Source organism: Flavobacterium aurantiibacter (assembly GCF_002251775.1).
Taxonomy (GTDB): Bacteria; Bacteroidota; Bacteroidia; order Flavobacteriales; family Flavobacteriaceae; genus Flavobacterium; species Flavobacterium aurantiibacter.
The window spans coordinates 1-21,034 of sequence record NZ_NOXX01000172.1 but is presented as its reverse complement, the minus strand read 5'-3'; the positions used below and the strand labels follow the sequence as shown (position 1 = coordinate 21,034).

Annotated in this window: 25 protein-coding genes; 17 read left to right on the top strand and 8 right to left on the bottom strand. The window is 40.7% G+C overall.

Annotation, left to right across the window (positions count from 1 at the left end; genetic code table 11):
- Window positions 1–609 precede the first annotated feature (609 nt).
- The 4 genes from CHX27_RS05220 to CHX27_RS05205 all read left to right on the top strand — a co-directional run bounded on the left by CHX27_RS05220 (window position 610) and on the right by CHX27_RS05205 (window position 3,124).
- Entirely contained in the window at window positions 610–1,206 is a 597-nt protein-coding gene (locus CHX27_RS05220; RefSeq protein ID WP_094485705.1) for a hypothetical protein, read from the top strand.
- A gap of 62 nt (window positions 1,207–1,268) precedes the next feature.
- Window positions 1,269–2,066, top strand: a complete 798-nt coding sequence (locus CHX27_RS05215; protein WP_094485704.1) for a hypothetical protein — start codon at window positions 1,269–1,271, stop codon at window positions 2,064–2,066.
- A gap of 266 nt (window positions 2,067–2,332) precedes the next feature.
- Entirely contained in the window at window positions 2,333–2,692 is a 360-nt protein-coding gene (locus tag CHX27_RS05210; RefSeq protein ID WP_094485703.1) for a DUF3667 domain-containing protein, read from the top strand.
- A gap of 132 nt (window positions 2,693–2,824) precedes the next feature.
- Complete coding sequence (locus tag CHX27_RS05205) at window positions 2,825–3,124, top strand: hypothetical protein (protein ID WP_133063422.1); 300 nt, start codon at window positions 2,825–2,827, stop codon at window positions 3,122–3,124.
- 628 nt (window positions 3,125–3,752) lie between these two features.
- On the opposite strand, the gene CHX27_RS05195 is transcribed toward CHX27_RS05205, so the two are convergent.
- The gene (locus tag CHX27_RS05195) at window positions 3,753–4,091 is read right to left on the bottom strand and encodes a winged helix-turn-helix transcriptional regulator (RefSeq protein ID WP_094485700.1); all 339 of its coding nucleotides are present in this window, start codon (window positions 4,089–4,091) and stop codon (window positions 3,753–3,755) included.
- 100 nt (window positions 4,092–4,191) lie between these two features.
- On the opposite strand from CHX27_RS05195, the gene CHX27_RS05190 reads away from it, so the two are divergent.
- The 3 genes from CHX27_RS05190 (at window position 4,192) to CHX27_RS05180 (ending at window position 6,450) form a co-directional block, all read left to right on the top strand.
- Window positions 4,192–4,737 (top strand): NmrA family NAD(P)-binding protein, encoded by a 546-nt coding sequence (locus CHX27_RS05190; RefSeq protein ID WP_094485699.1) that lies wholly within the window; start codon window positions 4,192–4,194, stop codon window positions 4,735–4,737.
- A 105-nt stretch (window positions 4,738–4,842) separates the two neighbouring features.
- Entirely contained in the window at window positions 4,843–5,064 is a 222-nt protein-coding gene (locus CHX27_RS05185) for a Rossmann-fold NAD(P)-binding domain-containing protein (RefSeq protein ID WP_094485698.1), read from the top strand.
- Window positions 5,065–5,373: 309 nt separating this feature from the next.
- Window positions 5,374–6,450, top strand: a complete 1,077-nt coding sequence (locus tag CHX27_RS05180) for a branched-chain amino acid aminotransferase (RefSeq protein ID WP_094485697.1) — start codon at window positions 5,374–5,376, stop codon at window positions 6,448–6,450.
- On the opposite strand, the gene CHX27_RS05175 is transcribed toward CHX27_RS05180, so the two are convergent.
- Complete coding sequence (locus CHX27_RS05175) at window positions 6,442–6,825, bottom strand: pyrophosphohydrolase domain-containing protein (RefSeq protein ID WP_094485696.1); 384 nt, start codon at window positions 6,823–6,825, stop codon at window positions 6,442–6,444. The two genes, CHX27_RS05180 and CHX27_RS05175, sit on opposite strands and share 9 nt — an antisense overlap.
- Before the next feature lie 269 nt (window positions 6,826–7,094).
- On the opposite strand from CHX27_RS05175, the gene CHX27_RS05165 reads away from it, so the two are divergent.
- A complete protein-coding gene (locus CHX27_RS05165; RefSeq protein WP_094485694.1) occupies window positions 7,095–8,198 on the top strand; it encodes an SRPBCC family protein in 1,104 nt (367 codons plus the stop codon).
- Here the strand turns inward: CHX27_RS05165 and CHX27_RS05160 are convergent.
- Entirely contained in the window at window positions 8,195–8,929 is a 735-nt protein-coding gene (locus CHX27_RS05160; protein WP_094485693.1) for a tRNA threonylcarbamoyladenosine dehydratase, read from the bottom strand. The genes CHX27_RS05165 and CHX27_RS05160 overlap by 4 nt on opposite strands.
- A complete protein-coding gene (locus CHX27_RS05155; protein ID WP_094485692.1) occupies window positions 8,929–9,585 on the bottom strand; it encodes a TatD family hydrolase in 657 nt (218 codons plus the stop codon). Before CHX27_RS05155 ends, CHX27_RS05160 begins: the two co-directional genes overlap by 1 nt.
- Window positions 9,586–9,650: 65 nt before the next feature.
- Between CHX27_RS05155 and CHX27_RS05150 the strand changes: the two genes are divergently transcribed.
- Window positions 9,651–10,868: an MDR family MFS transporter gene (locus CHX27_RS05150; RefSeq protein ID WP_094485691.1), complete on the top strand. Its 1,218-nt coding sequence runs from the start codon at window positions 9,651–9,653 to the stop codon at window positions 10,866–10,868.
- Here CHX27_RS05150 and CHX27_RS05145 read toward each other — a convergent pair.
- The 4 genes from CHX27_RS05145 to CHX27_RS05135 form a co-directional block, all read right to left on the bottom strand.
- Complete coding sequence (locus tag CHX27_RS05145; protein ID WP_094485690.1) at window positions 10,855–11,442, bottom strand: hypothetical protein; 588 nt, start codon at window positions 11,440–11,442, stop codon at window positions 10,855–10,857. The two genes, CHX27_RS05150 and CHX27_RS05145, sit on opposite strands and share 14 nt — an antisense overlap.
- Window positions 11,443–11,545: 103 nt before the next feature.
- Window positions 11,546–11,716, bottom strand: a complete 171-nt coding sequence (locus CHX27_RS15515) for a hypothetical protein (protein WP_165764445.1) — start codon at window positions 11,714–11,716, stop codon at window positions 11,546–11,548.
- A gap of 14 nt (window positions 11,717–11,730) precedes the next feature.
- Window positions 11,731–13,119 (bottom strand): radical SAM protein, encoded by a 1,389-nt coding sequence (locus CHX27_RS05140; RefSeq protein ID WP_094485689.1) that lies wholly within the window; start codon window positions 13,117–13,119, stop codon window positions 11,731–11,733.
- Window positions 13,109–13,852, bottom strand: a complete 744-nt coding sequence (locus tag CHX27_RS05135; protein ID WP_094485688.1) for a prolipoprotein diacylglyceryl transferase — start codon at window positions 13,850–13,852, stop codon at window positions 13,109–13,111. The genes CHX27_RS05140 and CHX27_RS05135 overlap by 11 nt, the downstream gene beginning before the upstream one ends.
- 348 nt (window positions 13,853–14,200) lie before the next feature.
- Here CHX27_RS05135 and CHX27_RS05125 point away from each other — a divergent pair, with 348 nt between their 5' ends.
- The 8 genes from CHX27_RS05125 to CHX27_RS05090 all read left to right on the top strand — a co-directional run bounded on the left by CHX27_RS05125 (window position 14,201) and on the right by CHX27_RS05090 (window position 20,843).
- Complete coding sequence (locus CHX27_RS05125; RefSeq protein WP_094485686.1) at window positions 14,201–15,355, top strand: hypothetical protein; 1,155 nt, start codon at window positions 14,201–14,203, stop codon at window positions 15,353–15,355.
- A gap of 311 nt (window positions 15,356–15,666) precedes the next feature.
- Window positions 15,667–16,599, top strand: a complete 933-nt coding sequence (locus tag CHX27_RS05120; RefSeq protein WP_165764444.1) for a geranylgeranylglycerol-phosphate geranylgeranyltransferase — start codon at window positions 15,667–15,669, stop codon at window positions 16,597–16,599.
- Window positions 16,589–17,170, top strand: coding sequence for a Maf family nucleotide pyrophosphatase (locus CHX27_RS05115; RefSeq protein WP_094485684.1), 582 nt, complete (start codon window positions 16,589–16,591; stop codon window positions 17,168–17,170). The genes CHX27_RS05120 and CHX27_RS05115 overlap by 11 nt, the downstream gene beginning before the upstream one ends.
- Before the next feature lies 1 nt (window position 17,171).
- Window positions 17,172–17,699, top strand: coding sequence for a mechanosensitive ion channel domain-containing protein (locus CHX27_RS05110; protein ID WP_094485683.1), 528 nt, complete (start codon window positions 17,172–17,174; stop codon window positions 17,697–17,699).
- A gap of 181 nt (window positions 17,700–17,880) precedes the next feature.
- Window positions 17,881–18,162, top strand: coding sequence for a YtxH domain-containing protein (locus CHX27_RS05105; RefSeq protein WP_094485682.1), 282 nt, complete (start codon window positions 17,881–17,883; stop codon window positions 18,160–18,162).
- 52 nt (window positions 18,163–18,214) lie between these two features.
- Complete coding sequence (locus tag CHX27_RS05100) at window positions 18,215–18,556, top strand: hypothetical protein (protein ID WP_094485681.1); 342 nt, start codon at window positions 18,215–18,217, stop codon at window positions 18,554–18,556.
- A 4-nt stretch (window positions 18,557–18,560) separates the two neighbouring features.
- On the top strand, window positions 18,561–18,959 hold the full coding sequence (locus tag CHX27_RS05095; protein ID WP_094485680.1) for a hypothetical protein: 399 nt from the start codon (window positions 18,561–18,563) through the stop codon (window positions 18,957–18,959).
- A gap of 18 nt (window positions 18,960–18,977) precedes the next feature.
- Window positions 18,978–20,843, top strand: a complete 1,866-nt coding sequence (locus tag CHX27_RS05090; RefSeq protein ID WP_243388963.1) for a hypothetical protein — start codon at window positions 18,978–18,980, stop codon at window positions 20,841–20,843.
- Window positions 20,844–21,034: the final 191 nt, after the last annotated feature.

The window sequence follows — 21,034 nt, the reverse complement described above, 5'->3', positions numbered from 1 at the left end:
CGGGTAACCGTTGCACAACCACCATCTTTCGCCAAAAAGATGGAAATTCCTAATCAAAGCGAGCTCAAATAAGAGGTTTGTAAGTGCGCTCGTTTGTAAAGTAGCGTGTAGTTCTCAAAAATAACTAAGCCTTAAAACACCCCTTTTAGAGTTTAAAAAAATCCGTTTTACAAAAGCGAATTACTTTCCCTGCGTTTGTAATGCAACATGAGCTATGCTGGTAACTACCCGCGCTGGCTTTTTGGTTATGAAGTTCATCCCGTCAGCTATTTAAATTTACCTATTCACTTTCTACCACATATTTTCGGCAGACCACATAGGCACAGAGTTCACAAAAGGCGTCCTTTATTTTTTCACTTTTTTTCATTCTTTCCATTTTTTTGCTTTTTTCGCTTCTAGCTTAGCTGATAGCTTTTTGCTTTTTTCTATTTTTTCCATTCTTTCCATTTTTTTGCTTTTTTCGCTTCTAGCTTAGCTGATCGCTTTTTGCTGATCGCTTTTTGCTGATCGCTTTTTGCTGATCGCTTTTTGCTTTTTTCTATTTCTTAGACGTTATATAATAATCCCGCAGAATTTCGTTACTTAGCTATTCATTGACAGCTAATTCTCATGAAAAAGTACCTCAGCGCACTCCTAATCACACTGTTTTTTTCCGCTTGTAGTGTTCCGAAATATGCAATCGATAGTCGGATACAGCGTATTGGTGTCGACTTTTCCTCAGGTACGTGGTTACTCCATTACATCGATGCACCAGCCGATGTTGTGCCGCAATTGGAAAAGCTTGCTATAGAAGATTTTAGCTCGCTAAATAAAAGTCTGACGCATGTAAGTCGTGCAAAAGGACTACTCATTCCAAATAAAATTGAACTGAATCCGTCTAAAATACAACTCGAGAATCTAAAAAAAGGCAGTGGTTACGACTATTTTGTGAACATCCAAGCCAAAAATAATAAAGAAGAACTGTCTAGTGTTGACTTAACACCGCATCGTTTCAACGAAGGCGGACGAAATGTTAGTGAAGTAACTATAGAAATATACGACCTCAATGCACTAGAAATTATTTATTCCAAGAAGGTTATTGGCAGCGTCGGACGAGGAAACGACAACCACGACGTACACTTTGCTGCGTCTTCAAATATGCTGATCCTCGGCGGCTACAAAAAGTTGATGCGCGAGCTTAAGAAAAAATCACATTTTAAGAAATAAGAAAAATGCAGTTTATGGGATCATAAACGTTATAAAGCCTGTGGCACAATCGAATCCTCAACATGAAAACACTACACGCAATTCTATTCGTTATTTTAATTCCGTTCTTTTCCTTCGCTGACTGCTTTGATGGTGGACTACAAGTTTTTCCAAAGGGACCAATAATTCCAAAAAATGGAATCTTTTTGATTACGGGTTCCGGAGTAAATCAGGAACTGATTTTACAGTTAAGCACCTTGAATCAGACATTTTTAATTGGAGAAAACGAAAAAATAAAACTCGTAGTCGTAGAAACGCTAGTAGGAAGTTACCAACTTACGCAAGTACTTCTTAAGCCTGAGCGCGACTTAACACCAGGTAAAATCTACACACTCGTTATTGAAAATGTTCCGGCGCAGTTCCAACCTAAAAAGTACGATGAGATAACAAAGAAAATGTGCCCAATTACTTTTGAAGTGACTACTGACAGCGACGATGTAGCGCCGATTCTACTAAATCGACCTAAAGTAGTCGATAAGCGATGGATCGAATACGGCTGCGGTCCGGAAATTACAGTATCGTTTAACTATTCAGTAAAAACACTTACGGAACTACTAGTAAAAGCTACGGTAAAAGATAAAACTACTGGGAAAACCTCATCTTTCTATCTAGAACCCGAAAAAAATGTAATTACCATCGGTCGCAACATGTGCTCAGGTGCTTTTACCTTTGATGATAGCGCCAATTACGAAGTTACTTTCACATTTTTAAACAGTTCAGGAAAAGCTTGTGAATGGAGTGGAAAACCTATTGCATTTACTGGTCCTAAAGACCCATGGAATAAAAAGCTCCGTATTGAAAAGAGAATTAAAAAACGCTAGTAATACTTATTGCATCTGCACTTAGACAGCGGAGATTCCGACCTCACTAAAAATCGTGCTTCAGCCAGGTATTTTCTCCCAAATCAAACGAAACCAATTAGAAGTGTTTCTTTTTTTATAAAAACAACTGTTGATTTTTTTCGTGTATTTTTGAATTACCTAAACAAATTATCGGAACATAACAACGAGGTAACAAAAAACACAGCTCGGCAGTCCGATTTTTTATAGAAAAGGCCTAGCCAATTTTTAGGTGTAATCACAAAAACATGACAAAAGCGAACTGCCTAAACTGCGGAAAACTCCTTGAAGACAAGTTCTGTTCGGGCTGCGGACAAAAAGCCGATACGCACCGAATTACCTTTAAGAATTTTATTTTTCACGACGTGTTGCACGGCACTTTTCATATCGACAGAGGCATCCTATTTACAGCTAAAGAAGCCTTACGCCGACCCGGCCAAGCAGCGCTCGATTACATAGCCGGCAAACGCAAGCGGTATTACAACGTGTTTTATCTCATCTTAATTACCATTGCTGTGCTGCTCTTTTTACGAAACATCGACCACTACTTTATCGATGTTCCCGAAGTAGCCACAGCAAACAAGCAATACCTTAACGAAGCCAGCTGAAAGCTAGATCAGATTATTAGCAGTAAAAGCAAAATTATATTGTTTCTGTTTGTGCCCTTTTCGGCAATAAACAGCTTTCTTTTGTTTCGAAAAAAGCGGTTAAATCTAAGCGAACACTGCATCCTATCGGGTATGATTTTGCTCGGTGTTTTGCTCATCTCTGTGCTGGCACACCTGTATTTTCCCATCAATTACATGCTTAACTTCTCTAGCGATGCGGCTAGTTATGTAGTAATTGCCATCACTTTGGTATACATAAGTTTTGGCTACTACAATGCATTTCGCAACTTGTATTCAACGTTTGCCCTACTGCTGCGCGTTTTGCTGCTTTTTGTGCTTCTTTTCACCGAAATTTTCTTGCTATTTATGCTCAGCTACGGCTATGTAACCCACTGGAAATTCGGCGAAATACACGTTACACCCTTTGGTTAAATGCTTTATTTAACTGGTGTTTTTAGAAGCTATTCCGGCTGTTCGCTGTAGTCCGCAAAAAATACGGTTTGTTCAATCGGCAGGCATCGGGCTCCCGGAGTCGCCCGCACCCACCGTTTCACAATACCGTATTTTTCTTACGGGCTGCCGCTCCCATCCGGGCTAGGAAATACGTTACTAACGTTTGGTGGAAATAACGAACACCAAACTAAAATGAAAGTAAATTTGAATACATGTATAAAAAAACAACGCTATGAACTACGCGTATTCCTTCTTGAAAATAAGTAAAATACCGTTCGAGTCGTAGAGTTTAAAGAGCAAGCTGATAATTCATAAAAATAAGATTTGCAAAATAAAACGCATCATAATTGTGCTGCTTGTTCATTCTTTTACCGACAACGTTTTTTCGCTAACGCTTTTCGCACAAGGGGTTGCAACGGAAAGCCGTGACACGAAACGGCGATTGAAGCTGGTTTTGGTGCAGCGACTGAAATAAGCTGTGCCAAAACCAAAGCTGAAACGCCGTAGCGTGTTGCGCCTTGTAGAGGAAAACCCGACCTGCCGCGCACATGAACTTCCACCCTTTTCTCGCGGCAGGATGTGCCCAAAAGCTAAAAAAATAGATTTGCTAATGTTTTGGATTCGACAAATGTGTGCTGCCCCAGCGCTCCATTGCTTGTAAAACGGGTGCTAAACTCCTGCCAAGATCGGTTAACGAATACTCGACACGCGGCGGAATTTCGTTGAATTGCACGCGAACAACTAAACCGTCGGACTCCAACTGCTTGAGTTGCTCGGTAAGTACCTTGCGTGAAATACTGGGCATTCGAGCCGAAAGTTCGCCAAAACGACGTGTTTCGTCGCGCAGGCAATACAAAATAACCGGCTTCCATTTTCCGCCAATAAGTTCCAACAAAGCCGTTACCGGACATACAAATTCAGGAATTACCTGCTCTTTAGTTACCATAACGTTACTACTTTTTTACTAGTTACCTAAAGGTTACTTGTTACTATTAAAAACTATTATTAGTTACTTTGCGTAACAAAAGAACAAATATATATTAATTATGATTTTAATTACAGGTGCAACCGGACAATTTGGAAAGTTAACTATCGATTTTTTACTTCAAAAAGGCGTTCAACCCAGCGAAATTTTGGCTTTAGTACGTACAGAGGCTGCTGGCAATTCGTTTCAAGAGCGCGGAATTGGCATACGTGTAGCCGATTACAACGATAAAGATTCTTTGCTGCGTGCCTTTCAAGGCGTAACTAAACTGCTTTTTGTTTCGAGTAGCGATTTGGCGAACCGCTTGCAGCAACATAAAAATGTGGTTGAAGCTGCCGCAGAAATTGGCGTTGGTCACGTTGTTTACACCAGTTTTCAACGAAAAAACAACAGCGAAACTTCGCCTTTATGGCAAGTTGCCGAATCGCATTTGGCTACAGAAAACTGGATAAAAGCCAGCGGATTGAACTACACGATTTTAAAGAACAACTTATACCTTGATTTTGTTCCGGGCTTTATCGGAGAAAAAGTTTTGGAAACAGGCGTTATTTACGTACCTGCTGGAACAGGAAAATTGAGTGCTGTGCTGCGTTCAGACATGGCATAAGCGGCGGCAGTTCTTTTAAAATCGGATGCGCCAACCGCAAAGGAGTTCGATTTTTCTAACGCTACGGCCGTAAGCTATGAAGAAATCGCCGCGGAGCTCGCGCAGTTGTCGGGCAAAAGCATCAACTACGTATCGCCTTCTGTGGAAGAATACCAAACTACACTCAGCGGTTATGGAGTTCCGGCTGAAGTTGTATCTATTTTTGCTGCCTTTGCTGATGCGCAAGCCCAAGGAGAGCTGGATACTGTAAGTAACGACCTTTCGAATATTCTCGGAAGAAAACCGGTATCGATACTCGATTTTGTGCGTCAGGTCTACGCAAGCTAACTGCACAAAAATGCGAACAGAATCGGCGGTGATTTATTTCGCTCACTGCCGATTTTTTTGTGTCCAAAAAGCAATGAAAACTGAAAAGTGCAGCTAAAAATGCAGAAAGGCTTCCCGCGCATGAAATAGCGTTTTACCGAAATTCTGTGTATGTTGTTGAGAAAGCCGCAAAATCTTGCAGATTGAACGCCTATTCATACGTTAAAAAGTTTCATTTTTATGAATTATTCTAGCGGCTGCGCCAACAGTTCAAATAATTGTTAATTTAGCGCAAGAGCTTTGTGATAATTTCAGAGCAATTTTATTTCTATGAGCGAAAACGCACCTATCGATATTGAAGTTATTTTATCTCCAACTTCAAAAATCAATCAAGTTGATTTTGAGTCAATTACTTTCGGTTCAACGTTCTCAGATCACATGTTACAGTGCGATTTCAGAAATGGAAGTTGGGAAAAACCGATCATTAAACCGTACGAACCTTTTTTGATAGATCCTTCGGCTAAAGTTTTTCATTACGGGCAAGCTATTTTTGAAGGTTTGAAGGCGTATCGCGATGCCCATGATAAGTTGTGGTTGTTTCGACCCGATCAGAATTACGATCGTTTTAATAAGTCTGCTATTCGAATGGCTATGCCTGAAGTTCCTCGTGAAATCTTTCTCGACGGATTAAAAGAACTATTAAAAATAGATCAGCAGTGGGCGAAAGGCGGCGTTGGAAATTCGCTGTACATTCGTCCGTTTATGATTGCCATTGGTTCGGGCGTTATTGCTGCACCGAGTACGCAATATCGTTTTATGATTTTGCTTTCTCCTGCCCGTTCCTATTATTCGGGTACGGTGAAAGTTATCGTGAGTGAATATTACAGTCGCGCGGCAAACGGCGGAATTGGCGCGGCAAAAGCGGCGGCAAATTATGGCGCGCAGTTTTATCCGACCAAGTTAGCCAACGAAAAAGGCTATCAGCAAATTATTTGGACAGACGACGCCACGCACGGTTTTATGGAAGAATCGGGAACGATGAATGTATTTTTCCGCGTTAACGATACCTTGCTCACTGCACCAGCCACAGAACGAATTTTGGACGGTGTTACCCGAAAAAGTATTATTCAATTAGCAACCGACAACGGGATGAAGATTGAAGTTCGTCCGGTAGCTGTAGCCGAAATTATCGAAGCTGCAAAAACGGGCGAATTGAAAGAAATTTTTGGTGCCGGAACTGCTGCGGTTATCAATCCGATTGTTGGATTTGGTTACCGCGACGACTACTATGAATTGCCGGAACAAGCCGATTCGTTTGCTTTAAAACTCAAATCGCAAATCATCGATATTCAGTACAAAAATGCTGAAGATCCGTACAATTGGACGGTCGAGGTGCCGCTAACCTAGAATTTTAGCGATATCCGGTTTGAAATAGTTGGGTCCTTTAAGCACTTTTCCGTCTTCGCGGTAAATTGGTTGGCCGTTTTCGTCGAGTTTACTCATGTTACTGCGTTGAATTTCGCGGAAAACGTCTTCGATTTTATCTTGCAAACCGTGTTCAATAATGGTTCCGCAGAGGATGTAAAGCAAATCGCCGAGGGCGTCGGCAACTTCCACCAAATCGCCTTTTTCGGCTGCCTCAAGGTATTCTTCGTTTTCTTCTTTTAGCAACTCGAAACGCAATTTTATCTTTTCCGGAGCGAGTTCGACGGTTGGTTTTTGCGCATAACCCAAACGATAGGCTGTGTGAAATTCTTGAACGGCTTTAATTTGTTCTTTCATAACATGGATTTATGAAGCAATATTAATGGCTGCAACCGACTTTTGGCTATTTTTGTTGAAAAATTATAAAGAATGTTCACAACGGGTCAGCTGATTTTTGCCGCTTTATTTGTTGTTTGCTTTACAATCGTTATGGTAGTAATGTATCGAAAGGATTTGGCCTTACACAAGATGTACTACCGCGGAAACTACAAGATATTACTGGGCTTTTTTGCGTTCATTGCTATTTTGTTTCTATTTAAATTTTATATGAAGCATTAAAAGAACGCATGCGGATCCTCAAGTACATATTCCTGCTATTCATTCTGGTTACCATTGGTTTAACGGTGTTTATTGCTACGCAACCTGCTAATTATCAAGCTAAAGCGGAAATGGTTATTCCGGTTAATCGCGTAACTTTATTCAACTATTTAAACAATTATCGGAATTGGGAAAGTTGGAATTTTATTTCGGAAGGCGATGCGCAAACCAAACTTAGTTTTCCGGGAAATACCGTTGGTAAATTAGGTTATATGACTTTTTCTGGAAACAAAAACGGATGGATTCAAACAACAGATTTAGTTAAAAATCAGGAGATTAATTTTAAGATTAGTCAAAACGGCGAAATTACTTTTGGTAGTTTCACCTTACGCGATACTTTGGGAAAAACCAAGATTATTTGTAAGCGCACGGGTTCGTTAACTTTTAGCGATAAATTCGATGCTACGTTTAGCGGGGGCCCGAAAGCCTTGGTAAACAACCAATTGCTCGTTTCGCTAGAGCAATTAAGCAAATTTTTGAAAGCTGAATTAGGTGTTTACAAAACCGAGGTACTTCCAGCGGTAAGTTTAAAACCACTATTTTTTGTAGGAAAGAAAATTCGTTGTAAACAAGGCGATTTAAATCCCGAATTACTGCGTTGGATTCCGTTTTTACAAGAGTTTTTTGTGAAGAATCAATTGCGAAAAGCCGGACAACCTATGGCCATTTACAAATCGGCTCCCAACGCTGCAGTAGTAGAATTAACGATTGCTATACCCACACCCGAAGAAGTGTTTTTATCGCCAGAAAGCGATATTTTTTCAGGTAGTTTTGTTCCGTACCGAGCTTTGCCGGTAAAGTTAACTGGCGATTATTCGCACCGAACCGCAGCGATTCGAAAAGCGCGAACTGCCATGAAAGAAAAATTCCTTACGGAGCGTGGCGGCATTGAAATTTTAGAAATTTTCCAACAAAACAGCTTCGAGCAAAAACGACCCAGCAAATGGGTAACGTTTTTATACATGCCCATTCAAGGAAGTGTAGCGCAACGAACGGCGGCCCCGGTTACTACACCATCGCTCACGACTGAGCAACTGCGCGCGGAAGAGGCACGACAAGCTACTGAAAACTAGTTCTCGCTCGGCGCAGCCTTTTCTAACAATTTTCTAATTACGTATTCGGCAGCGTACAATCCAAATAAACCGGGCATATAACTGTTTGTTCCGTAAAACGATTTTTTGAAATTGCTGCCATCGGTTGTTTTCAAACTGCTTGCATCTTGAATTTCAGAAGAAAAAACAACTTTAATTCCTTTATCGATTTTCATTTCACGGAGGCGCTTCTTGATTACTTTCGCGAAAAAGCAGTTTTTAGTTTGACTGATGTCGGCTACCTTAACTTTTGCTGCTTCCATCTTCCCTCCTGCTCCCATGCTGCTAATGAGCTTCACTTTTTTACGTTTCGCTGCTTTAATGAGATTAAGTTTTGGCGTTACTGAATCAATGCAATCAAGCACAAAATCAAATTTTGGATCAACAAGCTCAAAGGCACGTTCTGGACTAAGAAATTCTTTAACTCGCGTCAACTCGAGTTGTGGATTGATGTCCATTAACCGATCGCCAACGACATGAACTTTATCTAAACCTACGGTTGAATGTAAGGCAGGTAATTGTCTGTTAATGTTTGTGATGTCGACCACATCGCCGTCTACTATCGTCATTTTTCCGACACCTGCACGTGCGATAAATTCGGCTGCAAACGATCCGACGCCACCCAATCCCACAACTAAAACATTACTGTTTTTTAACGCTTCTAATCCTTTTTCTTTGAACAATAATGCGGTTCGTTCTTGCCACTTTTCCACTACTTTTCTCTTTTAAATACGGTTTGAAAGTTGTCTTGAATCAATTCTTGTAACGCGATTAGTTCTAATTGTAAAGCGGTTGCGGCTTTCGCATACACTTCAGAAATTAGGTAATCAGACGAATCGGTTTCCAAAAAAATGCGCTGCAAATTTAGTTCCTTTAAAATAGCAGGCAAATGTTCTTGTGTCATTAAGTATTTTCCAAAACTTACGTAACAATCGGCATTTTGCAACTGCTGCGCCAAGGCCAGATTCTTCGAAAATCCATGAAAAACAAGAGCTTGTTTGCATTGCAAACGTTTTTTGGCCGACAGAACTTCTGCGTAAGCGCCAACGCAATGCACGATAACCGGCTTTTGGTATTGTTTTGCCAATTCGAGTTGCGCTTCAAAAATGGATTGTTGCGTTACGAGTTCAGTTTCCACACGATTGTCGAGTCCGCACTCTCCTATTGCAACACAATTCGCATTTTTTAAAGCCTGTTCTACAGCTTGCAGATCAGTTGTAACGTTCTGTTCGTCAATATACCACGGATGAATGCCGCAGCTAAACAAACCGCTGTGTGGTATCGGATCGTTGGGATAATTGTTTATAATGGCTATCTCATCCGCAAGTAAATCTGCGTTATGTCTGTGGATATTGTAGAAATAATTCATTATATAAAGGTAAGATAGAATCGAGAAATGCCGCGCAATACGCTTGGGAATTGTACTTTTGCAACATGCTAAAACGGCAAGCGCAAAAATATATAAATACCTACAAAGGTTTTAAACGCGAGGTGTGGATTTTGGCCGGAATTACCTTTGTTAACCGGGCCGGAACTATGGTGCTCCCGTTCCTATCCAAATATTTAAAAGAAGATTTACACTTTAGCTTTTCGCAAGTTGGCTGGCTCATGACTGCCTTTGGCTTGGGTTCGATGTTGGGATCGTTCTTGGGAGGTAAACTTTCCGATAAAGTTGGATTTTACAACATCATGACATTCAGCTTATTTGGAAGCAGTATCTTGTTTATTGCCTTGCAGTTTATTACCAGCTTTTATGCGCTAGCCATAGGTATATTTATTTTGCTCACGGTTGCCGATATGTTTCGGCCTGCTATGTTTGTTTCCTTGGGAACGCTTGCCACACCCGATACGCGCGCACGATCGTTTACTTTAGTTCGACTTGCCGTGAATTTAGGATTTGCAGCCGGACCAGCTATTGGCGGGTTGCTTATTATGAATTTGGGTTATGAAAGTATTTTTTGGGTCGACGGATTAACTTGTTTAAGTGCAGTTTTGCTCTTTTTGTATTTTATTCCGAAACCTAAACATGAAATAGTGCCGGCTAACGATACGCATGCACACATTAAACGCAGCATTCCTCAGGCTAAATTTTTGTGGTTTTTGTTGGCGAGTTTTGGAACTGCCGTTCTCTTTTTCCAGTTATTTAGCACTTTGCCTTTGTATCATCACGATAAGTATGGTTTAACTGAATTTCAGACCGGTTTGCTTATGACCATGAACGGACTGATAATCTTTTTTATGGAAATGCCCGTGGTGAGCTACTTCGAAAAACGAAAAACATCGATGCTGAAACTGATGGCCGTTGGATCGTTGCTTATGAGCAGCTCGTTTTTAGTGCTAATTCCGGGCTGGAACAGTAACATTCTGATCATAAGTATGTTATTTATGACTTTTGGAGAAATGTTCATATTTCCGTTTTCGAATACGTTTGCCTTGTCGATAAGTCCGAAGCACGAGCAAGGCAAGTACATGGGATTTTTTACGATGAGCTTTAGTTTGGCTCATATTTGTAGTTCTAAAGGCGGATTGTCTGTGGTTGATGCCTATGGTTATTCGAGCAATTGGATTTTCATGACGGTGATTGGTGTGGCCTCTTTAGCGGTAACCTTTTATCTGATGCGCTACATGAAATCGGACGTTACTTCGCGATAAACTTGAAAGCCGCAGCGTCGTATTTCAATTGCGATTGCTTGGCTTTGGTTTTTAGAGTGAGCGTTCCGTCGGGATTAATAAGGCACTCTTGACCTGCACGTTGAATTTTATCGCGTGTTTCGGAAGCTGTTTTTGCAGCATCTAGGTAAATTATTTCACTGCTGTTGATTACCGTATTGAAATTTGTAAAGACAATTTTCTTGCTGCTGAAATCGACAATGGCGGTTTGATTGGTTGTATTGGTTTCTTTCTTAAGCGGCGTTTCGGTTTTGGTGATTTCGTCCCAAGTGAGTACGTGTAACTTCACTTTCGCGGCTGTAAATGCACTAATTTTTAGATTTTCGGGTTTGAGTTTGGCATCGAATGTTTTTATCAGAATGGTATCGCGCTTTCCTGTTGGATTTTGTTGGAAGAAAAACAACTGATTTTTTTGAAGTTCGGCTGTGCAGTTTTCGAATTTAGCGCTGATGGTTTTCGCTTCTGTTTTGGGTTTTGCCGCTGGTTTTTTCTTTTGCGCATACGCTGTCGCAGAAACCAGTAGAACTAAAACAGAAAGCCACCAAATATTTTTCATAACTAAATTTTTGTTCTAAAATAGCAAAGATTTGCATACGTGCTACACGGCAATTTAATTCTGCTTTGTAAAACCGACGCTTTACGCTGAGGTTTGCGATGTCTTACAACATATATCTTCCGCAAAGGCCGTAACCAATTATGAAATACGCTCCAGAAAGAATAAAAAGTGCTTTAGAAACATCAGGGTTCTTTTTTCGGAGATAAAAACCTACACCAATTCCGACAAACGCTGGCGTATGAAAAAGTAAATACACTAATAAGATAGATGACATACTTAAATGAATGATTATTGTTGTTGAAGTTGATTTAAAAGTTGCTGTTTTTCATCGCGATAATATAAATTCATCGTTTCAAACGGGATGATCTTATAGTCTTTATTGACGATGTGTACACAAGATTTTTTTATGGCTCGAACGTCGAAGTTATGCGCATCGATGAATTGCATAATGATGATTCGGAATAAGTTCTCGTAGCCCAAGTTGGGTGCTTCCACGAAAGGTAAACAACACAACAAGGTATTTAGTTTTTCGGAAGCTACATCGGTTGAAGTACCGGTACTAAATATTTCGAGCATACGCGAATGCAACGCTTCATCTTGCTCGTAAACTATGGTATTCTTGCTGTTGTCTAGTAAATCAGCTGGATTTATGTAACGTGTTAACGGAATCACCGCGCCATCGAGTTTTAAAGCATAACCCATCACCAAAGCATCGGGATTACACGGCACCGGTATTAAATCGCTTGCTGTAAAATGTTCGGATTGCTCTAAGATTTTTCGGCGTACTTCGGTAAGTGTAATGCGGTCGGTTTCGTGGTTAAAGTTCTCGAGTCGGCCGGCAATTTGCGTCGGTTGAAACGTAACGCCGCGCACACAACGTTGTTTCAAGCCGTATTCGATTATTTCGCCCATTTCATCGTCGTTTAGACCTTTTTGTAGGGTTACTACCAAGGTAGTCGACAGATTTAGTGCATTTAGGTTTTCGAGCGCTTTTTTTCGGATTTTACACAATGTAGCGCCACGTAAACTTACTAAAGCTTCTTCTTTAAACGAATCGAATTGTAGGTAAATCTCGAAGTCGGGCATGTAGGTAGCCAAACGTTCGGCAAAATCAATTTCCTGAGCAATCCGAATACCGTTTGTATTTACCATCAGGTGTTTGATGGGCAGTGATTTAGCGTAATCTAAGATTTCGAAAAACTCGGGATACAAGGTAGGTTCGCCGCCGCTGATTTGCACGACATCGGGTTCTTTTTCGTTGGCTACAATTGTATCGAGCATTTTTTTCACTTCATCGAATGTGCGGTGACGTCCGTAGGTTGGCGACGAACCGGCATAGCATGTCGGACACGTTAAATTACAGCGATCGGTAATTTCTATAATACTCAGGCAAGAATGTTGCTCATGATCGGGACACAAACCACAATCGTACGGACAACCGTAATGCGTTTTGGTATTGAATGTATAAGGTGTTTCTGAGGGTTTATTGTAGTTTCGAATGTTTTTGTAGTATTCGATATCGTCGGCGATAAGTACTTTAGAAGCTCCATGTTCGGGGCAACGCTTGAGCATAAAAACTTTATCGTTTTCAAAAACAATTTTGGCATCGATGCGTTTAAGGCAATCGGGACACAAACTCAGAGTAAAATCGTAATACGTGTATTTTCTAGTGGGCATTTTTAAGTTTTTTAAGCAAATCGGGTGTATAATAAAGCCAACAAACGAGGCAAAGCCATTGAATAGAACTTAATCCTAGTATGTAAAAGGTGTTTGGTTTTAGAAACTCGATTAGAAATCGAAACGCAAAATAAGCTAGCATAAAATACTTAAAAAGCCAGCCCGACTGCGGTTTGATTTTACTGCGTTTAGAAGCTAAAACACCAAATAATACTACGAGAAAGAACAGTTCGTACAGCGCCAAGGGATGTCTGGAAATTCCATCTCCCAAATTCATGCCAAGAAAAAAATCGGTTGGAATTCCGTAGGTAAAATCGGCCATGCCTGCAAGAAAACATCCGATGCGCCCTATTGCAATTCCGAGTATGATGGGTAAGGTGAATAAATCGCCGGACGATTGTTGCTCGCCAATAAACTTTTTTGCCAGCTCAACGCCCAAAGTACCGCCAAACAAACCACCCATAATGGATTTTACTTGAAAAAGCTGTTCCCAATTGTTGCCGTGCATTAAGGCAAGCGGATCTTCGAGTGCACCCACGATACGCGAACCCAGAAAAGCGCCAAAAACGGCACCCACCAAAATACTCAGCCGATTGGTTGCTGAGATATAATCGGCTGTTGATTTTTTTAAATAGACGTAATATCGAAATCCGAAAAAGAACGCTGCGTACTCAAAAACCAAGTGCACATTTATTAGATAACCAAATAATTCGGGTTCGAAGGGCAGTTTCACGTATAAAAAGAGTTTCGGTGATGTGGTTGCTAAAAAGCTTTAGCTCGTTAAAAGTAGTTTTTTATTTAATGCCATTACGCTAAGAACTTTTTTTAAGAGGTTTTGTGAAGAAATGAAATTAAAAAAGTAACGAATTTTTGGAACGATTGCCCGCGTTAGGGATAGCAGCAGCAATAATTGCTAAAGCACGCCGACGTTTTGTGTGCAGGTGCGGGCGACAAAAAGAAGCCCAAACCAAACTACAAAACGCAAGTGGTTTAGCAGTTATTAACGCGGATAGCCCGCCCGAACGCCCTAAAAATTATGGCACAGATATTGCCTAACTAATACATATCAAACTTTGAGATTATGAAAACTTTTCTAAGCCTTTTATGTACCGGACTCTTGTTGCCTGTATTTGCTCAAGATGTTACCACGGTTAGCGCTACGGACAGCCGCATTGGCGACAACCTCGATTTGAGAGCTGTAGCAAGTATTTTTGCAGATTCGGATAATTTAGAAGATTTCGAACGCCGTTTGAATAATCCAAATAATCGAATTAACAACTTAGATTTAAACTTCGACGGTCGTGTGGATTACCTACGAGTGATTGAAACTGTTGAAGATTACACGCATTTAATTGTTGTTCAAGCGGTTTTAGATCGCGATGTTTTTCAAGATGTAGCTACCATTGATGTGCAACGCGACAACAATAACAACGTACAGGTGCAGTTTGTTGGCGATGTGTATATGTACGGTCCAAACTACATTTACGAACCGGTTTTTGTGTACACGCCTGTGATTTACAGAAGCTTTTGGGCTCCAAGATATCGTGCGTATTGCAGTCCGTTTTACTGGGATTATTACCCAAGTTTCTACACGTATTGGAGTCCGTTTCCGATTTACACCTACCGCAATAACGTGAATGTTTTTATCAACGTGAATCACCAATACAATTACGTAAATACACGTAGAAATACGCGTGCTGTAGCTTTATACAATGGTCGACGTGCCGATGGTTACGAGCGTTTTTACTCGAATCGAAATGTGGGTCGCAGTGAAACTAACGGAAGAAATTCGGTTACGACCACACGATCTAACGGCAGAAACAACCAAACGGGTACACGCACAACGGTAAGCAATCCGTCGACTAACGGCGGTCGCAATCGCGAAACGACGGTACAAACGGGTGGTGTTCGACCAGCTCGAAACTCGCAAACGGTTAATACAAGCGAAAGTACAGGACGTTCTACTACTGTAGATCGTCAGGTTCGCGGAAATGAAAACTCGAATACCGTTCGCAGTCAATCGAATTCAAACACGGTAACTCGCAATATAACAGAAAGAACCAGAAGTACGAGCGATAGCCGCTTGACAGATCGTACGCCGCGCAGCAGTTCCAGTTCGGCAACGAGTACAACGAGAAGTAGTTCGGTAACGCCAGCTCCGAGCAGAAGTGAGCGCAGCGGCTCTTCGGGAAATTCGCGTTCGGAAACACGCAGTTCGGGTAACCGTCGCGGATAATTTTGTTTTTGGATTATTAGGATGATCCGTTGTCGAATTTCGGCAACGGATTTTTTATGCGTACTATGAGGTCGTGAGATCGATTAAAAATGTATAGTGCTATTTTAAATGTTAACCAAGGAAAAACGTTGCTTGCGGCCTTGCGCTATTTGTGAAAATTCAGTAACCAAAAAAAGTTCGTACGGTCATCGACTAATTAAGTGCTTGTTAACTTCAATATTTTCATTGAACGCACGTTGTGTAGATAAGAAATGTGCTTTTGTGAGAAAGTTCTGAAACGGCTCGATTATATTTGCGCAAAAATTTTGACTGTGTTTGTATATCTAAGAGTTTTTCGCGTGGCCAATTTGGCACTCATTGCCTTAGCGCAGTATTTATTGCGTTACACCTTTTTGCTTCCGCAGAAAATAACACCTGTTTTGAGCGACTTTCAGTTTGCGCTCCTTGTTTTTGCAACCGTTTGCGTTGCCTTGGGAGGTTACGTCATTAATGATATCCAAGACGTAGCAGCCGATCGGATCAATCGAAAAGACCAAACACTGTTGGTTGAATTGTTTTCTGACAACGTATTACACGGCATTTACTTTGCGGTAAACGTGATTGGAGTTGCAATTGGGTTTTATCTGGCAAACAGTATCGACTCGCCCGGATTTGCTGGCTTATTTGTACTTACTGCGGTTGTACTGTATTTGTATCCGCAGAATTTTAAAACCGTTCCTGTATTGGGAAATTTAGTTGTTGCTGCTTTATGTGCACTTGCGCTAATTTTAGTTGGATTGTTTGATTTATACCCGGCCTTGAACGATGAAAACAGAACTACATATTCGCTGTTGTTCCAGGTAATTTTAGATTATGCTGGGTTTTGCTTTTTCCTAACGCTGATTCGCGAATGGGTTAAAGATCAGCAAGATATTTTAGGAGACGAAGCTATTGGGCGTCGAACTTTGGCGGTAGCGCTCGGAACGAACAAAATGAATAAAGTTGTATCAGTTACATCTATTTTATTTGCAGCCTATTTAGTGTACTATACTTTTACCTATTATTTTGCTTTCGACTTGTATTTTGCTGCCGCATTAATGTTTGCCTTACCCGCCTCAATTTGTGCTTATGTTGGCATAAGAATTTGGAATGCCTCAAGCCCGAGCGATTACAAATTGCTTTCTAATTTATTGAAAATCGCTTTTTTAGGAGGCGTACTTTTGATTGCTGTAGTAACCTATAATGTAAAAATGAATGTTCAGTAATCTGCCTTCAGGAAAGCGACTCATATTAGGAAGTGGTTCTCCGCGACGGAAAGAACTGTTGCAAGGATTGGGATTTACTTTTGACTTGCGTGTTCGCGAAACCGACGAAAGTTATTCGGAAGATTTACGTGAAGGAGCCATTACTGAGGCAATTTGTATTCAGAAAGCCGCTGTATTATTGCCCGATTTACAGCCTGATGAAGTTGTACTTACTGCAGATACATTGGTTTGGCTCAACGGAGAAATGCTAGCAAAACCTGCCGATGGAGCTGAAGCCGAGCGTATGTTGAGGCAGCTGAGTGGAAAAACGCATCGGGTTTGTACCAGTTTTTGTATTGCTTCGCGCGAAAAGCAAGTAGTAGTTACCGATGTGGCAGCAGTGAGCTTTAGCGAATTAAGTGAAAACGACATCAAGAAATACGTAACTTTATTCAAACCGTTTGACAAAGCCGGTGCTTACGGCATTCAAGAATTTATCGGTTATATTGCAATTGAAAAGTTAGAAGGCAGTTTTTACACGGTTATGGGACTTCCGACACATTTGGTTTACAAACATTTACAAGATTTCTAATATGCTGCAATCGTTTTGGGCTGAAATACTCGCTACACTAATAACACTAGCTATAGTTGTGCTGGTGCGCGTACTTGCGGCAAAAGCGATAACCGAATACGCAAAGCACAGTCAGCTTCTCGCCCATCGTGCCAATCTAGCGATTCGATATACTAATGTTTTTCTAACCGTTTTATTTTTCGTTGTTGTATTTGCGATATGGGGAGTTAATTCCGACGATTTGTTTGTGACATTCACGTCATTACTCACCATTTTAGGCGTCGCTTTTTTCGCACAATGGTCGATTTTAAGCAACATTACTTCCGGAATCATCTTGTTGTTTTCATTGCCATTTAAGATTGGCGACACGGTAAAAATTTTGGATAAAGATTATCCGATTGAAGCAGAAATCGAGGATATTAAAGCCTTTCACACCTATTTACGAACAAAAAGCGGTGAAATCATTACCATTCCAAACACGGTAATGATGCAAAAAGGTATTTCGGTCATTAACGATCCGACCGCTGAAAATCAGGAATTCACGGATTAATTAGCAATGATTATTTCGCCGTTTCAGGTCACTTAATTATACAAAGCAATAGTAGAATTCCGTAAGAAAGAGGCAAATAATGCTTGTACCTTTATTGTATCGATTTTCAGTACTGAATTCGTGTTAATGGCGAGTGGGATTTCTACCCTTCGCTGAATATCAAACTTAAATTTGAACAATTATGAGCACAGGAAGAGTAATTGCAGGCGCCTTGGTTGGCCTTGCGGCAGGAGCTATTTTGGGAATACTTTTTGCCCCGGATAAAGGGACAGAAACCCGTAGAAAAATCGGTAAAAAAGGTAAAGATACTGCCGACGATTTAAAATCGAAATACAACGAAGCAGTTGATACTGTTTCTTCCAAAATTGAAAATTGGAAATCAAAAGGAGAACATGCATTGGCGGAAGGTGCCGAATTTGTTGACAAAGCAAAGTCGCAATTGGAAACCAATTTAAAATCCTAAAAATTAAAATAGGGCTACCTGCAACCAAGTAGCCCTTTTTATATCTTTGAATATGGACGAACAAAAAGTTATTTTTAGTGAGATACTCGCAGCTGGGAAAAAGTTTGTCGAAGACACCTTCGAATTGTACAAACTCAAAGGCTTAAAATCGATTAGCGAAATCGGTGGTTTGTTGGTCTTTTATGTCATCATACTAATTGTACTTATTCCCGCGTTTTTACTAGCCAACTTTGCCGTTGCGTTCTTAATTGGCGAACAGCTAGAAAGTCTAGCAAAAGGTTTTTTGATTGTTGCAGCTGCCTATTTTTTAATCGGAATACTGCTGTTTGCATTCAAGAACAAACTCACAAAATGGTTTATTAATCTGATAATCAAATCTATTTTTAAGACGTAATCGTATGAGCAAATATGCACACATTCAAAATATAGCCGACTTAGATCAGCAGATTTATCAGGTAGCAAGCTCGCGAGAGCAGCAAAAGTTAGTTCTCGTTCAGCAATCCCGAACGCTTCAAAGATCGCTTACCGACGAAGATTTTGCGATCACGCAACTCGACCGTTTCGTGCGGTCGCGCTTTTTTAAAGTCAGTATCTCGCGTTTAGCTGTAAGTTTCTTTTCTGGAGTTGTTGCTAAACGACTCATTTTTGGGAAATCTACAGGCGTTGTCGGCGGATTATTAGGAACCATTCTTCAAGCATTAGTTACTCGAAAAGTCATGGAGAAGACTGATAATTTGGCGCCAAGTATGCAACAACGCGTTGCCGATTTACTGCGAAAGTTAAAAATCAATACTTAATCTACCATCGATTTAAGGTTGAAAAAGTACTTGTATCTATTTCTTTTATCAATTTTTACCACTGTTGCGCCCGCACAGGTTCAGCAAGAGAAAGATACGGCTGCTTTATACCGAAAAATCGAGAAGATTAGCCATAAGTCGAAGTTCACCAAATGGTTGCACAAAGCAATCTTTGAACCTGTCGAAAAACAAAAAGCACGGCAAAACATCCGAAAAAAAGCCTTCCGAAATCTCAGTCGGTATCAAGGTAAAATCGTGCGGAATATTAGTGTCACTACACTCGATCCTTTCGGCTTTTCAGAAACCGATGTCAATAAAAAACCACGAAATACCGGCGAGAAGTTCGGAAATGCAGTGCATTTAAAGTCTAAAGACTTTGCTATTCGAAATCTGCTACTCGTTCGCCGCAACAAACCACTCGACACCATCCGTTTAAAGGAATCGGAACGTATCATACGAGCGCAACGCTACATCAGTCGTGTACGAATTACACCCATTGTTATTCCAAACAGTAAAGATTCTATTGATCTCGACGTTCGAGTGGTTGATAGCTGGAGCTTTATTCCTCGATTTTCCGGTTCAACCAGTCGAAGTTCAATTGATATTCAGGAACGTAACTTCCTAGGATTCGGACATAATTGGCGAAACCGCTTCGTTAATCGCTTTTCAGACGGCGAAAATGCCTATTTCACCTCGTATTCCGTTCCGAACATCAAAAACTCTTTTGTTCAAACCACAATCTCATATCAGAACGATTTAAACAACTTTTATGGGAAGAGCTTCAATATCGAAAGACCATTCTACTCACCACTAACAAAATGGGCTGGCGGAATTTACGTCGACGAACAGTTTCGGCAAGATTCCATTCCCGATGCAACGAACAATTACGAACTTAAAAACTTCAAGTATCATTCCGAAGACTTATGGTTGGGCCATGCATTCAAAATTTTTGACGATCGAAGCGAAGAGGAGATAACAACAAATTTAGTTTTGTCAGGCCGATTTTTAAATATTGGATTTAGTGAGAGTCCGGCTGTAGCATTTGATCCTGCCGACTACTTTTCTGACGAGCAGCAATACCTCGTAGGCATTGGAATTACTTCTAGGCAGTTTGTCGAAGATAAATTCCTGTTTAATTACGGGATTGTTGAAGACGTTGCCGTTGGTAAAATTTACGGTATCACCTTTGGTCAGCAGCAAAAGAACGATCGGATGCGGACGTATGCCGGATTTCGACTAGCTCATGGCGATTATTACCGAATTGGATTTCTCTGTGCAAATTTTGAAGGAGGAAGTTTTTTCCGTCGCGGTGCCATGGAACAAAGTGCCTTAACGCTCACTGTCAATTATTTCACACCGTTAATTCCGCTGGGGAACTGGAGTTTACGGCAATTTTTCAAACCACAACTGATACTCGGATTTAATCGTGTCGACAGTTACGGCGATCGGCTAACACTAAATGAAAGTAGCTTGTTTTTAGGAGATTACGGCGCAGGAGTCGTTTCGCCCAATCCATCGGGTATATCGGGCTTCAATGCTCCTCTGGTTGGAACAAGCAAGTTTATTGTAAATTTTCAAACACAAAGTTATTCGCCTTGGCAGCTAATTGGTTTTCGTTTAAATCCGTTTTTTAGTTATAGCGGTGGATTGTTGGGCAACGGTATTTCCGACATGATTAACAGCAAATTGTACTCTAAAATCGGTGCCGGTATCATAATTTCCAACGACTATCTGGTATTTTCGTCGTTTCAAATATCGTTTGCTTACTACTCTAACTTACCGGCCGGAGCTGCTAATCCGTTCCAAACCAACTCATTCGAAACAACCGATTTTCGTTTAGAGAGCTTCGACTTTGGAAAGCCGCGTACGATCATCTATAAATAATAGAAAAATTTCTGTGAATCATATAAATCCCGTTGTGGAGATATTTAGAACTTTACATCATAAGGCATTGGGAAAAATTGCCTGAAAAAGAAAGTCCTTTTAAAGTTTTGTTTTGTGTTTAGGCTGTCTCTGAAAAGTAGGCAGCCTTTTTTTGGGCAATCCGGTGCAGCGTTTTATAGTGGAAAATTGGT